The organism is Bacillus sp. AL-1R, assembly GCF_052180195.1.
In the GTDB taxonomy this organism is placed as follows: Bacteria; Bacillota; Bacilli; order Bacillales; family Bacillaceae_G; genus Gottfriedia.
The window spans coordinates 3,439,592-3,453,578 of sequence record NZ_CP197469.1 but is presented as its reverse complement, the minus strand read 5'-3'; the positions used below and the strand labels follow the sequence as shown (position 1 = coordinate 3,453,578).

The 13,987-nt window shown below is 32.1% G+C and carries 14 protein-coding genes; 11 read left to right on the top strand and 3 right to left on the bottom strand.

Annotated features, from left to right (window positions below):
* Positions 1 to 10 precede the first annotated feature (10 nt).
* From ACSBO6_RS16595 to ACSBO6_RS16585, 3 genes are all read left to right on the top strand, one after another.
* On the top strand, positions 11 to 2,365 hold the full coding sequence (locus ACSBO6_RS16595; RefSeq protein ID WP_098848586.1) for an endonuclease MutS2: 2,355 nt from the start codon (positions 11 to 13) through the stop codon (positions 2,363 to 2,365).
* 229 nt (positions 2,366 to 2,594) lie between these two features.
* A complete protein-coding gene (locus tag ACSBO6_RS16590; protein WP_180233031.1) occupies positions 2,595 to 3,464 on the top strand; it encodes an alpha/beta hydrolase in 870 nt (289 codons plus the stop codon).
* A 9-nt stretch (positions 3,465 to 3,473) separates the two neighbouring features.
* Positions 3,474 to 3,929, top strand: a complete 456-nt coding sequence (locus ACSBO6_RS16585; RefSeq protein WP_098848584.1) for a GNAT family N-acetyltransferase — start codon at positions 3,474 to 3,476, stop codon at positions 3,927 to 3,929.
* Positions 3,930 to 3,964: 35 nt separating this feature from the next.
* Here ACSBO6_RS16585 and ACSBO6_RS16580 read toward each other — a convergent pair whose 3' ends face one another.
* Complete coding sequence (locus ACSBO6_RS16580) at positions 3,965 to 4,405, bottom strand: hypothetical protein (RefSeq protein ID WP_098848583.1); 441 nt, start codon at positions 4,403 to 4,405, stop codon at positions 3,965 to 3,967.
* A 287-nt stretch (positions 4,406 to 4,692) separates the two neighbouring features.
* Here ACSBO6_RS16580 and ACSBO6_RS16575 point away from each other — a divergent pair, with 287 nt between their 5' ends.
* The 5 genes from ACSBO6_RS16575 (at position 4,693) to ACSBO6_RS16555 (ending at position 9,017) form a co-directional block, all read left to right on the top strand.
* Positions 4,693 to 5,049, top strand: a complete 357-nt coding sequence (locus tag ACSBO6_RS16575) for a hypothetical protein (RefSeq protein WP_498843693.1) — start codon at positions 4,693 to 4,695, stop codon at positions 5,047 to 5,049.
* 2 nt (positions 5,050 to 5,051) lie between these two features.
* A complete protein-coding gene (locus ACSBO6_RS16570) occupies positions 5,052 to 6,296 on the top strand; it encodes a glutathionylspermidine synthase family protein (protein WP_098848581.1) in 1,245 nt (414 codons plus the stop codon).
* 21 nt (positions 6,297 to 6,317) lie between these two features.
* Complete coding sequence (locus tag ACSBO6_RS16565; protein WP_098848580.1) at positions 6,318 to 6,719, top strand: DUF350 domain-containing protein; 402 nt, start codon at positions 6,318 to 6,320, stop codon at positions 6,717 to 6,719.
* Positions 6,720 to 6,899: 180 nt separating this feature from the next.
* Positions 6,900 to 7,784 (top strand): ABC transporter ATP-binding protein, encoded by an 885-nt coding sequence (locus ACSBO6_RS16560; protein WP_098848579.1) that lies wholly within the window; start codon positions 6,900 to 6,902, stop codon positions 7,782 to 7,784.
* A complete protein-coding gene (locus tag ACSBO6_RS16555) occupies positions 7,785 to 9,017 on the top strand; it encodes an ABC transporter permease (RefSeq protein ID WP_098848578.1) in 1,233 nt (410 codons plus the stop codon).
* A 96-nt stretch (positions 9,018 to 9,113) separates the two neighbouring features.
* On the opposite strand, the gene ACSBO6_RS16550 is transcribed toward ACSBO6_RS16555, so the two are convergent.
* Both ACSBO6_RS16550 and dat read right to left on the bottom strand, forming a co-directional pair.
* Entirely contained in the window at positions 9,114 to 9,407 is a 294-nt protein-coding gene (locus ACSBO6_RS16550) for a hypothetical protein (protein WP_098848577.1), read from the bottom strand.
* A gap of 25 nt (positions 9,408 to 9,432) precedes the next feature.
* Positions 9,433 to 10,317, bottom strand: a complete 885-nt coding sequence (gene dat / locus ACSBO6_RS16545) for a D-amino-acid transaminase (RefSeq protein WP_498843692.1) — start codon at positions 10,315 to 10,317, stop codon at positions 9,433 to 9,435.
* A 154-nt stretch (positions 10,318 to 10,471) separates the two neighbouring features.
* Between dat and ACSBO6_RS16540 the strand changes: the two genes are divergently transcribed.
* The 3 genes from ACSBO6_RS16540 (at position 10,472) to fadR (ending at position 13,972) form a co-directional block, all read left to right on the top strand.
* Positions 10,472 to 11,281, top strand: coding sequence for a sugar nucleotide-binding protein (locus ACSBO6_RS16540; RefSeq protein ID WP_498843691.1), 810 nt, complete (start codon positions 10,472 to 10,474; stop codon positions 11,279 to 11,281).
* Positions 11,282 to 11,406: 125 nt separating this feature from the next.
* Positions 11,407 to 13,113 (top strand): AMP-binding protein, encoded by a 1,707-nt coding sequence (locus ACSBO6_RS16535; RefSeq protein ID WP_498843690.1) that lies wholly within the window; start codon positions 11,407 to 11,409, stop codon positions 13,111 to 13,113.
* 271 nt (positions 13,114 to 13,384) lie between these two features.
* Positions 13,385 to 13,972, top strand: coding sequence for a fatty acid metabolism transcriptional regulator FadR (gene fadR / locus ACSBO6_RS16530; RefSeq protein WP_056472373.1), 588 nt, complete (start codon positions 13,385 to 13,387; stop codon positions 13,970 to 13,972).
* Positions 13,973 to 13,987 lie beyond the last annotated feature (15 nt).

The window sequence follows — 13,987 nt, the reverse complement described above, 5'->3', positions numbered from 1 at the left end:
GTTACGGGGTATGCAACGTACATTAAGAGTTTTAGAGTACGATAAAATAAAAGAACAATTACTTAAACACGCTTCATCTTCACTAGGTAAGGAACGTATTAAAAACCTTTTACCGAGTACTAGTTATGATGAAGTTGTCGAACTACATGAATCAACTGACGAAGCAGTAAAAGTTATTCGACTACGAGGAAATGTACCTCTTGGTGGATTATCAGATATCAGAATGCAAGTAAAAAGGGCAGATATCGGTGGAATGCTATCTCCTTCTGAGCTAATTGCGATTTCAGGTGTTACATATGCTGGTCGTCAAATGATTCGTTTTATTGAAGGCTTAATTGAGAGTGAAGTAGAAATTCCATATTTAGAATCATTAAGTGAACAAATCATTCCTTTACTAGAATTAGATAAAAATATAAAGGCAGCAATTGGTGATAACGGAGAAGTATTAGATGACGCTAGTGTGACGCTTCGAACGATCCGTGGACAAGTTCGAACAGCTGAAGCTCGAATTCGTGAAAAATTAGAGAGTTTAACTAGAGGTGCTAATGCACAAAAAATGTTATCAGATTCAATTGTAACGATTCGTAATGATCGCTTCGTTATTCCAGTAAAACAAGAATATCGACATGTTTATGGTGGGATTGTTCATGATCAATCTTCTTCTGGGCAAACATTATTTATTGAGCCACAAGCTGTTGTTACATTAAACAATAGTTTACAAGAAGCAAAAGTAAAAGAGGAGCAAGAGATCGAGAAAATTTTAATGGCTTTAACAGGTTTAGTAGCGGAAGCTTCAGCGGATTTATTGCAGAATGTTGAAATTTTAGCTGAAATGGATTTCTTATTTGCAAAAGCTAATTACTCACATTCAATTAAGGCAAGTAAACCAATTTTAAATAATGATCGATATTTTAAATTAAAAAAAGCACGTCATCCTCTAATTCCAAGAGATATAGTAGTAGCTAATGATATTGAATTAGGTAAGGATTTTACGACGATTGTCATTACTGGTCCAAATACGGGTGGTAAGACGGTTACTTTAAAAACGATTGGTATTTGTGTTTTAATGGCACAATCTGGTTTACAAATTCCTGCTTTAGACGGTTCAGAAATTTGTGTGTTCGACCAAATTTTCGCCGATATTGGGGATGAGCAATCAATCGAACAGAGCTTAAGTACATTCTCTTCTCATATGGTGAATATTGTAGATATACTAAAACACGTTAATCATAGTAGTCTTGTATTATTTGATGAATTAGGAGCTGGAACTGACCCACAGGAAGGTGCGGCTTTAGCAATCTCAATTTTAGACGAGGTAAGTGAATACGGTGCAAGAGTAGTAGCAACAACGCATTATCCTGAATTAAAAGCATATAGTTACAATCGAGAGCACGTTATGAATGCTAGTGTTGAATTTGATGTAGAAACATTAAGTCCTACTTATCGACTTTTAATTGGTGTTCCAGGTAGAAGTAATGCATTTGAGATTTCTAGAAGACTAGGACTTTCAAATCGTGTAATCGAAAAAGCAAGAAATCATGTAAGTGAAGAAAGTAATGAAGTTGAAAATATGATTGCATCTTTAGAAACGAGTAGAAAAGGTGCCGAAACAGAGTGGAAAGAAGCAGAAGATTTCCGTAAAGAATCGGAGCGTGTTTTCAAAGATTTACAAAAGCAAATGATGGAATTTTATGAGCACCGTGATGAATTATATCGTGGAGCACAGGAAGAAGCGAAAAAGCGTGTCAGAGTAGCACAACAAGAAGCTGAGGAAATTATTAAAGAGCTTAGAGAGTTAAAGAATAGTCAATTAGCTTCGATTAAAGATCATGAATTAATTGAAGCAAGAACCCGTTTGGAAGGGGCAATACCTTATGCTCCAAAGAAAACAATTCCACAGCCAGCTCAAAAGAAACAAAGAAAGCTTCGTGAAGGTGACGAAGTAAAAGTGATTAGCTTTAATCAAAAAGGTACATTACTTGAACAAGTTAGTGAAGGTGAATGGCAAGTTCAGCTCGGGATTATTAAAATGAAAGTTAAAGAAAAAGATATCGAATATGTAAGTTCACCTAAAGAAGTAAAAGAACGAACGGTTACATCTGTAAAAGGTAAGGATTTTCATGTGAATCTTGAACTGGATCTTAGAGGTGAAAGATATGAAGATGCCCTAATTCGTGTTGAAAAATATATCGATGATGCATTATTAGCCGGCTATCCTCGAATTAATATTATTCATGGAAAAGGAACTGGTGCATTAAGACAAGGGGTACAGGAATACTTAAAAAAACATAGAGCAGTTAAATCCTATCGATACGGTGCAGCGTCCGAGGGTGGAATAGGTGTTACTGTTGTCGATTTAAAATAAGGTTATAGGGGTTCTAAGATGGAAAAGTTGGCAAAAATATTATTTGCGGTTTGTGCAGTATTTTTAATTTGGGGCATTTTGTATGTAACAGTTATTAAATAAAGTAAATGAGACTAGCATCATTAGTGTATTTCTATTAATTTATGTAGACGTTAAAGGTCTTACATAACAATAATACTAGAAAACATAACTTGAGTTAGTCTCTTTTTAATTAGAAAGGTGAATTGGCTTGAAGAAAATCATTTTAGCATTAGTCATCTTTGTTATTGTCTTTGTTGGATTTAATGGTTTTCAACATAAACACCAAAAGAAGATAAATGATGTAAGTAAAGATATTATTGTACAAAGAGATGTACGTTACACAAATCTTGCCCAAGTTCCACAAACCTTTGATATATACCGATCTAAAAATTCACACGGTCCATCACCTACGTTAATATTTGTTCATGGTGGATCTTGGAGATATGGAAGTAAAGCGTTAAATAAACGTTGGAGCACGATTTTTAATGAAGTAGTAAAAGATGGATATATAGCAATTAGTATAGACTATACACTGTATTCGAAAGAAAATTACTCGTATAATATACCAGTTAGTGACGTGAAAACAGCAATCGAATTTATTTACAAAAATTCAACTGAATTAGGAATTGATCGTACTAAAATCGGGCTCGCTGGTGCTTCTGCTGGTGGACATTTAGCTTTATTAACTGGTTTGCAGCCCGATATACAAAGCAAAATAAAATATATTATTGCTTGGTATCCAATTACAGACTTAACGACTATGAATCAATCTACTTCTTCAAGAAGTTCAGAAATCGTCGATAAATATATGAATAGTTCTGTTGATCAAATGACAGATGAGTATAATCGGATGAGTCCTATTCAATATGTAGAAAAGACAAAAGTGCCAATCTTTATCGTACATGGCACAGGAGATCAGCTTGTTCCGTTCAGTCAATCTGAGCGATTTGCTAAAAAAAATCCAAAAATGGTTACGTTGATTGCACTTAAAAATGGAAACCATGGATTTACAAATCTTTCGATACAAAAATCCACCAATGATACGATAAATTATTTAAAGGCAAGATTAAAAAAGTAGGGAGGATCAATGAATCAAATTAATAAAATTCAATTTCTAGCTAAAGAGCATTGGAATCTATTGTTACTAGCTGACCCATCAAAAGAAATGGTAGATAAATATATTCAAAAGAGTAATCTATATGAAGTACTAGATGATAATATAATCGTCGGTATATTAGTATTAATGGAGCATTCAAGTGAAGAGATTGAAATTAAAAATATTGCAATTGATCCTGCTTTCCAAGGAAAAGGATTTGGAAAAAATTTAATCCACTTTGGTATGAAAGAAGCTAAAAAACTTGGCTATTCAAAAATTTCGATCTGTACCGGTAACTCAAGTACGCATCAATTAGCCTTATATAAAAATTGCGGATTTCAAATCAGTACTGTTTTTTATGACTTTTTTATTGATCATTATGATGAAGAAATTTGGGAAAATGGCATACAGTGTAAGGATTTAATCAAGCTAGAACAATATTTATAAAACAAGCTACCTAGGAAGTCTTAGGTAGCTTTTTGTTATTTATTATACGGTTTAACATACATCACGTAAGTATTGCGGTCTTGATCAACTTCATTTGAAGTTTGCTCATATATTTGATGATTTATTGTAATATAAGTTGATTGGAGCCAAGAAAGTAGATCTAATTCATCTCCACTCTCATAGAAATGAATTTCATCAAAAGAATCGACATCTCTAATTTCAATGCCTAACGGTCTGTTTAAATGGTAAAAAGGAGTATTTTCCATATCTGATTCAATTACTTCAATTACATATCGATCTTCCTCGATATAAGAGCCTCTATTCTCGTATACGAAACCATTTAAAATAAAGTAATCACAATATCTTCTTGTAAAGATTTGGACCTTTGATAAAAATGGAAAATGATAGATAGGTCGTGTAAATTCCCCATCAATTAATCGATATTCAAGAACAAAAATAGTATCTGTATTAAACATTGTTCAAACTCCTTTAGTCATACTGTATACATTAGTATATAACACAGTTTTGGATAGAAATGTATTTATTTCTAAATTCACTTAGGTGAATTAAAAACATAAAAAATTAATTGGAAAAAGAACAAATTCCTCAGCTGAAAAAAGGGGTACTGGTAGTGGAGATTCGGGAAGTTAGTTTTTAAGATAACGGGAATAAGAGGGATAGCTAATGCTGATTTGTATATACATTAAGAGAGGGATTAGTTTAGTATAGAATAGAATAATACAATACTCGAAAGGAGATCCCAATGTCAAAAACATCATTATTAATGAAAAAAGTTAGTATCGCACTAACGAGTGGATTGGCAGTGAGTACATTAGCTGGCTGTGGTACTCAAAATGCTGATCGACCAGATAAGCCGAACAATGACGATTGTCGTGATTGGGAGTTTGATGATGACGAAGGTGTTTGGGTTTGTGATGATGATACTAGTCATTACTATCATAGCTATTATCATGGCGGAATATTTTATCCAACAAGAAATGCACTTCATCGTAGTAGTTCTTATAAGAGCTATAAATCTTCTAGTAAATATGCAGGGCATACTTCGTCCTCAAGTAAAAGTGGTTTTGGAAAAGGTTCATCTGGAGGATTTGGTGGTTAATAATGGATATTGTGAATTTACAGAATCATAGACGAAAACGAAAAGAAGTATATCAAAAACTTCCGGATTTTTGGGCGGATTTACAAGATTCATATTATGCTTTATTAGACTTTTATCCATTGACTGAAAGTGAAGTTGATGAAGTTCATTCTATTACTGAACAAATTGGAAAAATCTATGATAAGACTGCTCGATTAATGAGACAGTTACCTGATGATATTCTATATATGCTTGGTTATTCAAAGGAAATCGTGCCTTTTTTACGTCATAAAACGATTGAAAGTGAAGGAATCATTAGAAGAATTGACCTTGTTTGTACAGCGGATGGTTGGAAACATTATGAATGCAATAGTGACACGCCAACTTTTATTATGGAAACCCATCATGTTAATGGTTACATTACGGATTATTTTAATTTAAAGAATCCTAATGCTGATAGTGAAATGAAACTTTCTCACGTCATAAATGATGTTGTTAATAAAAGCATAAAAGGATTGGATGAACCAATTATTGTTTTTACAGCACATGGAGATCATGAAGAGGATTGGAAAACAGTTAAATATATTCAATCTCTATATAAGGGGAAGAGTCAATTAATTTCGTTAGAGGATTTACAGATTATTGAAAACGATGGACTTTACACTCCTAAAGGGGAGAAAATACACATTCTTTATCGTCAAACCTATCCAATTGAACACCTAGAGCTTGATCAGTCCACAGATGGAACAAAAATTGGCCTGGCCCTTTTAGAACTTGTTAAAGACGGTAAATTGATTATTTTCAATCCATTATCAGCATTCTTACTACAGTCCAAAGCTGTTCAAGCATTAATTTGGAATTTACATATCGAAAAGTCAGATGTTTTTACTATCGAAGAACATGATGTAATTAAGCAACATTTTCTACCTACATTTTTAGAGCCAGATTTCTTTATTGAACACAATATTCCATATGTAGTAAAACCTGCATTTGGCCGTGAAGGAGATTCAATTAAGATTATTAACGGGGAGCAAAGTCAAACTAGCAAACAAAATAACTATCATGATCAAGTGATGGTATTTCAACAATATTCACCTTTACCTATTAGAAAAGTTATGACTCCTGATGGAATGTTAGATTTGCATGTATTAATTGGTAGTTTTTTAATTAAAGAAGAATACGGTGCAATTGGTGTACGTGCCGGTAATATTATTACTGGAAACGAAAGTTGTTTTTTACCAGTAGGAATCGTTGAAGAACATAATTAATTAGTAAGGAGATGAGAATAAATGGAAAGTATTGTTAGTACGTTGATGTATTTAGGATCGGGACTTATTCTTTTATTTATTGGATTTTTAGCTTTCACTTTTACGACAAAGATGAGTGAACAAAAATTAATTTTAGATGATGGCAATATTGCCGTTGCATTGAAATTAGCGGGAAAATTAGTAGGATTAGCAATTGTTATTATGTCATCTGCAAAGTATTCAGTTAACTATGGTGATTTCATTATATGGAGCTTAATTGGTATTATAGCTCAAATGGTTACTTATTGGATTGCAGAATTTGTATTATTTCCGAAAATATCGTTCGCGAAAAAAGTTGAAGAAGGAAATATTGCAGTAGCTGCTTTATTGTTTACTTTAAGTGTAACAGTAGGTTTATTAATTTCAGGTAGTATTTCATATTAATAAAAAAATGAGAATGCTAGATCAGTATTCTCATTTTTTCATTGTGATCTATAATTGTAAAATAAATTGACAAACAAATTACGATTTTTACCTTTCATTAAAATTCTATTAAATGTATGCTTAATGTATAGGAAAATTTAGGTATTTTTTTACTTAAAACTTCGAAAAGGAGGAAGAGCGTTGACTTTAGAAATAAAACAGCTATCTAAAAATTTTGGAGAAACGATTGCCGTTAACGAATTGTCATTGACTTTGCCTACAGGAAGAGTACTAGGTTTATTAGGTAGAAATGGAGCAGGCAAAACGACCACTATTAAAATGTTATTAGGTCTTCTTACACCTACAAAAGGAGAAATAACCTGGAAAGGGAGCCCTTTTGATTCAGATAAAGTTAAGATAGGGTATTTACCTGAAGAAAGAGGATTATTTACGAAAAGCAAGGTTGTTGATCAGCTTAAATATTTCGGTAAATTAGAAGGTATGTCTAATAAAGAGGTTGATGTTGCTATAACATATTGGCTAGACCGATTAGAAATACCGCATTATCGAAATAAAAAAGCAGGAGAACTTTCAAAAGGTAACCAACAAAAAATTCAACTTATCGTAACTTTATTACATAACCCTGAGTTGATTATTCTAGATGAGCCATTCAGTGGTCTAGATCCAGTTAATGCGGAGTTAATGGCTTCAATTATTACCGAACAAATTCAGAAAGGGAAAACGGTTATATTATCAAGCCACCGTATGGATCAAGTGGAAGCTTTTTGTGAGCATGTTTGTATACTTAAGAACGGTAACGTAGTCGCAGAAGGTAGTTTAAATAGATTAAAAGAGGATTATGGGTATAGAAATTTAATCTTAGAAGATCTAACATCGATTAAACAAATACTCGATTCAAATCATGTCAGTTATGAACAAAAGCAATTAGGAATTTACGTAAAGGTAAAAAGTGATGAGGAAGCTTTTTCGATTTTAAATCGTATTAAGTCAGACTTGGGTTCTATAAAGAAGTTCCAATTATTAGAGCCTACACTAAATGATATCTTTATAGAGAGGGCGAAATAAATGAAGAAGTTTAGTACTGTCTTTTTCTTTCATTTACGTGAAGGTCTTTTGGCAAAAGCAACGTTGATTATGAGTGTTATTTTATTTTTATTAGTCGTTGGAGTATTTGGAGTACAAAAATATTTTGCAGGTACAGAAAAGAGTAATAAGGATGATAAAGATAAAATTGTTTTAATCAATCATTCGAAAAATTATTCGGTAGATATTGCTAGTTTAAACAAAACAATTAAATCCGCAAAAATTGAGCAGAGCGATGGATCAAAAGAAAAAGAATTTAAAAATCAGGTTGAAGATGGATCAAAAGATGGACTGATTATTCTATCAGAAAAGAACAATGTCCCGTCAATTCAATATACATATAAAAAGTTTTCAAATAGTGAAGTGCTCTCAGTAATGAATATGACTTTACAGCAAGATTACTTAAATAAAACTGCCCAAGATTTAAAGCTATCGCCTGAATCAGCAACAAAGTTATTACAAAAAGTAGAAGTAAATGAAAATGTTCTAGAAGATCCGATGGCTACATTTGGAATAGCTTACTTTTTTGGTTTTTTACTATATATGTTTCTATTAATTTATGGAAATTCAATCGCAACTGGAATTGTTGCCGAAAAGTCTTCTAGAGTAATGGAAGTATTACTACCTAAAGTAAGTCCTGTTGTGACTTTATATGGAAGGGTTATTGCAGTATTTTTTGTAGCATGTGCACAACTTGTTGTATTAGGATTAGGTTTTCTATTTGCCAATTTATTAGGCTGGGTGAACTCTGATGCAATATCATTTTTTGGAATGAAAATCGATTTAGAGGCATTAGATACTACAACAATCATTGCATTTGTAGTTTATTTCTTATTAGGTTATTTACTTTATGGATTACTATACGCTGCAATTGGATCAGTAGTTTCAAGAACAGAAGAGCTCCAAATGGTTCTAATGCCAATTACTATTTTAGTTATAGCGGCATTCTTTATTAGTATTAATGCATTAGTAAATCCTGATGGTACATTTGTCCAAATTAGCTCATATATTCCGTTTTTTGCGCCACTTGTAGCATTTTCTAGATTTGTAAGTGGGGAAATGAATTTGGTAGAAATAAGTGCTAGTATATTAATTTTAATCGTTTCAATAATGATTTTAACTCGTGTTGCTAGCCGTATTTATGTTAATGGAGTAATGTATTACAGTGAAAAGGTAAAATGGAAAGATGTAGCTAGATTATTAAAAAGACAATAAAAAAGTAGATCTCAAAAGTCAAATTGCTGACTTTTTGAGATCTATTTTTTTGTTTGTGTTAAGGTATTGGAATAACACTTAAATAGGCAACTAAAGTTATTGATAACTATTTGTATTGGCACTATTTTTCATGAAAATCCCTATTATTAACAGAATGAGTCCAATAACAAATATGATTGGGTACAATACCCACATCAACATCGCTGCCCAGCCATTTCCTTCGATAATAGCGTACGTTATTCCAATGGCAAATGACAAAAATGGCCCAATGGCTACCATATTTGCGATACCCCATATGATGTATTTTCTTTTTTTAGATTGTCCTTTCGTAAAAATGTGAGCAAGAGCTGCACCAATTATGGCGATCAAGATTGCTATAACAATTGCCAAATGAAGTCACTCCCCTATATGCAGTCTAGTTTGTTGACTGATCTTGTGGAATTTTATCAATTAAACAAGTGTATGCATCTTGAATTCTCTTTGTTAATTCTCCGCGCTTTCCTAAACCAATTGAATAAGTTTTTTCATCAATTATAACGGAAGTAACAGGTAAGATATCAGAAACTGATGCTGTTGTAAAAGCTTCATCTGCATTTAAAAGTTCGTCAATTGAGAATGGAATCTCTTTTACTTCGATTCTTTCTTTTTTTGCAATTTCAAGTACTACTTTTCGGGTAATGCCATTTAGAATTAAGTGATTGGCAGGGTGGGTGAATAAAGTAGAGTTTTTTACGATAAATACGTTTGTTGCTGACCCTTCTGTTATGATCCCATCTCTATGCAAAATTGCTTCTTTCGCTCCTTTAGCATATGCCTCGTTTTTTACTAAAACACTACCTAATAGGTTTAAACTTTTTATATCACAGCGGAGCCATCGAATATCATTCGTTAAATAAGCAGTGATTCCTTTTTCCATTTGCTGTAATGGTCGATGATCTTCTCTTACTGTATAAGCAATAAGTTGTGGCTTTAAATTAGCTTCGTCTTGGTAAATATGATTGCGGTTCATTACACCTCTACTAATTTGGATATAAACATATCCATTATCATAATCACAAGTATTCATTAAATAAACTAAATCACTTTCAAGTTTTTTTAAGTGCATTTTAAATGGTATTAATATTTTTTCACAGCTTTCCTTTAAGCGAATTAAATGTGCATCAAGTTCAAAATATGACTTATTGAAAAAACGAATAACCTCATAAACGCCATCTCCAAATTGATAACCTCGATCTAAAATATTTACATTTGCAGATTTTAAATCGACAATACGATTGTTTAAAAGAACTTTTGTTTTCATATAATCCCCACCTTCTGTTATCTTTTTTAGTCTGCTCGATTAAAAGTTTCATCTAGTCTGGACTTTAAAATTATGAACTTTGTAAACATTGCTAATTATGATACATTCAATATATCACAAGTTTATTAAATATTTTGTAAAAAGGAGAGAGACAATGAAATTATTAATTTTAGGAGCTAGCGGACTAGTTGGGAAGGCTTTAATAAAAGAATTTTCACCTGATTATGACGTTTATGGGACGTTTAATCAAACAAAATTGAATTTGAAAAATGATCATCAATTACAATGGGATATTAATGATATTGAGAAAATTTTGGCCTGGATTGATCGTATATGCCCAGATGTAATTGTTTCTTGTTTACGTGGTGATTTTAATGTTCAATTTGTGGCACATGCTAGAATAATAGAAAAAATAAAATCAACTTCAACGAAATTTTTATTTTGTTCTACAACAAATGTTTTTGATGGAGAAGTTTCAAAGCATCATGCTGAAAATGATCTACCTGCTGCTGAATCAGATTATGGACAATTTAAAATAAAATGTGAAGAATTAATTATGAATGAGATTGGCGATAACGGGATCGTTTTAAGGTTACCGATGGTTTGGGGAAAACAATCACCAAGATTAAATGAATTAAAGGAGAAAATAGAAAAAGATCAAGAAATTGAAGCATATGACAATATTTTTTTAAATCATGCAATTGACACAGGAATTGCAAAGCAAGTAAGAACAATTATTGAAAATGATTTAAAAGGGATATTCCATCTTGCAACAAACGATATAGACACACAATATTCATTTATTTTTAAACTTGTAAAAAGATTATCAAATAAGGGGAAAGTTAAATCTCTTACGTTAGAAAACTTTGAAGAATACAATTTTGGATTACTGACTAGCCGTACCGATTTATCACCTAATTTTTACTATGATAGCGATGAAGTAATTGACCAATTAGTTCGATAAATACCAATAAAATTAAAAAAACACTAATGATTAAATATTCTTAATATTTTGATTGTATAGCTGAAATTTGTAACATATACTAATTTTAGTACGAACATACTTTTAAAATACTGGTGGTGAATGGTATGGAGGAACCAAGATTAAGGCCTTGGGTGAGTCAGTATCCAAAGCAAATACCAGCTACAATAGACGCACAGTTTGATTTATTACCAACATATTTAAAGCAAACAGCTTCAAAATATCCAGCAAAGAAAGCGCTTAATTTCCTTGGGAAATCGATGACCTTTAATGAAATTTATATTCAGTCATTAAGGTTTGCCAATTTTTTAAGGAATTTAGGAATTAAAAAAGGTGATCGGGTTGCAATTATGCTTCCTAATTGTCCTCAAGCGGTGATCGCTTATTATGGGATACTTTTTGCTGAAGCAATTATCGTCCAAACAAATCCGCTATATACTGAGCGTGAACTTGAATATCAAATGAATGATAGTGGTGCAACCGCTATTATTTGTTTAGATTTATTAATTAATAGAGTATACGAAGTAAAAAAATCTACTAATCTTCAACATATTTTTGTTACTTCCATTAAGGACTATTTACCGTTTTTTAAAAAGCTTTTATATCCTTATTCAAAACAGCCAAAGGCACCTGAAATTCCTAATGATCATTCGATTCATCAATTTAGTTTTATTATGCAAATATCTGCACCAATCGAACAAGATCTTTCAAGTAGCAGTGTAGAAGATGTAGCCATACTTCAATATACAGGAGGAACTACAGGATTTCCTAAAGGTGTAATGCTTACACATAAAAATTTAGCATCGAATACGTTAATGGCGGAAAAATGGTTATATAAAAGTAAGAAGGGTCAAGAAAAGATTTTGACTGTATTACCATTTTTTCACGTATATGGCATGACAACATGTATGAACTTATCAATCATGTGTGCGTATGAAATGATTATTGTTCCAAGATTTGATGCAACCCAAATGCTTAAAGCGATAAATAAATATCGACCTACATTGTTCCCAGGTGCACCAACGATGTATATTGCATTATTAAATCATCCGGAATTAAAGAATTACGATATTTCAAGTATTCATGCTTGCTTAAGTGGTTCTGCAGCATTACCTGTCGAAGTGCAAGAACAATTTGAAAAGGTGACAGGTGGAAAATTAGTAGAGGGATATGGTTTATCAGAAGCTTCTCCAGTTACACATAGTAATTTCTTATGGGATAAGCGAGTAACGGGTAGCATTGGAGTCCCTTGGCCAAGTACAGATGCTAAAATTGTATCACTAGAAACTGACGAGGAATTACCTTATCGTGAAATTGGTGAAGTAATCGTTTCTGGACCACAAGTAATGAAGGGGTATTGGAATCGTCCAGAAGAAACTGCAGCGACATTAAAGGATGGCTGGTTATATACAGGTGATTTAGGTTATATGGATGAAGAAGGTTTCTTTTATATCGTTGACCGTAAGAAAGATATGATCAATGCAGGAGGGTTTAACGTTTACCCTAGAGATATTGAGGAAGTATTATATGAACATGAGGCTATTAAAGAAGCAGTGGTAGTTGGAATTCCTGATTCATATCGTGGAGAAACAGTTAAAGCTTACATTGTATTAAAAGAAGGAAAATCAGTGACTGAGGCTGAACTAGATGACTTTTGTCGGAAATATTTAGCAGCTTATAAAGTTCCGAGATTTTATGAATTTAGAAGTGAATTGCCAAAGACAATGATTGGTAAAATTTTAAGAAGAACATTACTTGAAGAAGAAAAACTAAAAGGTATGAAACCGAATGATTCTGATGAAAATTTGATCTAGTAATAGATGGGGGATGATGACATAAGCATCCCTCTTTCTACTTCGAAGTGATATAAAAACTATGTTAAAATAAATTTTAAGATCGATTAGAAAAGAAACCTAATAAAATAGTATGAAAGTACAAAGGTTAAAAATAGTCGGGTTATAAAATCTTTTACAAAGAAATTATCTACATAAAAAAAGATTACAGGACAATTGACAATTTTCTGATAAATCTGTATTATAAGAATATGAATGATTATTCATTCACTGTTAGAAGGAGTAAATAAAAATGAAAAGAGATAAACCAAAATATAAACAAATAATTGATGCTGCAGTTGTTGTCATTGCTGAAAATGGTTATCATCAGGCGCAGGTTTCTAAAATTGCAAAACAGGCTGGTGTAGCTGACGGAACAATTTATTTGTATTTTAAAAATAAAGAATCCATCTTAATTTCACTGTTTGAAGAGAAGATGGGAAATTTTACTGAAAAAATTCGTGAAAAAATAGAAGGTAAACCGGACGCGATATCGAAATTATTAATGTTGGTAAAAACTCACTTTTATGAAATGTCTAAAGATTCGCATTTAGCAATCGTTATGCAATTAGAAGTAAGACAAACAAATATTGACCTTAGATTAAGAATAAATGAGGTACTGAAAGAGTATTTACATATCATTGATTCCATTTTAAATGAAGGGATCAATAGTGGTTTGTTCGACAAACAATTGGATATTCGAACAGCTAGACAAATGATCTTCGGCACGATTGATGAAGTGATGACACATTGGGTAATGACAGGTCAAAAACAGGACTTAGAGTCAAAAGCCGATAAAGTTCACCAACTATTAATAAGAGGATGCGGGTACCAAAATTAACGTTCTAGTACATTT

What these genes read in the sequence shown, in the direction of transcription:
- ACSBO6_RS16575 (WP_498843693.1), top strand. Translation starts at nt 4,693, where the DNA reads ATGTCAAAAACATCATTATTAATGAAAAAAGTTAGTATCGCACTAACG.
- ACSBO6_RS16570 (WP_098848581.1), top strand. Translation starts at nt 5,052, where the DNA reads ATGGATATTGTGAATTTACAGAATCATAGACGAAAACGAAAAGAAGTA.
- ACSBO6_RS16580 (WP_098848583.1), bottom strand. Translation starts at nt 4,405, where the DNA reads ATGTTTAATACAGATACTATTTTTGTTCTTGAATATCGATTAATTGAT.
- fadR (WP_056472373.1), top strand. Translation starts at nt 13,385, where the DNA reads ATGAAAAGAGATAAACCAAAATATAAACAAATAATTGATGCTGCAGTT.
- dat (WP_498843692.1), bottom strand. Translation starts at nt 10,317, where the DNA reads ATGAAAACAAAAGTTCTTTTAAACAATCGTATTGTCGATTTAAAATCT.
- ACSBO6_RS16565 (WP_098848580.1), top strand. Translation starts at nt 6,318, where the DNA reads ATGGAAAGTATTGTTAGTACGTTGATGTATTTAGGATCGGGACTTATT.
- ACSBO6_RS16540 (WP_498843691.1), top strand. Translation starts at nt 10,472, where the DNA reads ATGAAATTATTAATTTTAGGAGCTAGCGGACTAGTTGGGAAGGCTTTA.
- ACSBO6_RS16555 (WP_098848578.1), top strand. Translation starts at nt 7,785, where the DNA reads ATGAAGAAGTTTAGTACTGTCTTTTTCTTTCATTTACGTGAAGGTCTT.
- ACSBO6_RS16535 (WP_498843690.1), top strand. Translation starts at nt 11,407, where the DNA reads ATGGAGGAACCAAGATTAAGGCCTTGGGTGAGTCAGTATCCAAAGCAA.
- ACSBO6_RS16595 (WP_098848586.1), top strand. Translation starts at nt 11, where the DNA reads ATGCAACGTACATTAAGAGTTTTAGAGTACGATAAAATAAAAGAACAA.
- ACSBO6_RS16585 (WP_098848584.1), top strand. Translation starts at nt 3,474, where the DNA reads ATGAATCAAATTAATAAAATTCAATTTCTAGCTAAAGAGCATTGGAAT.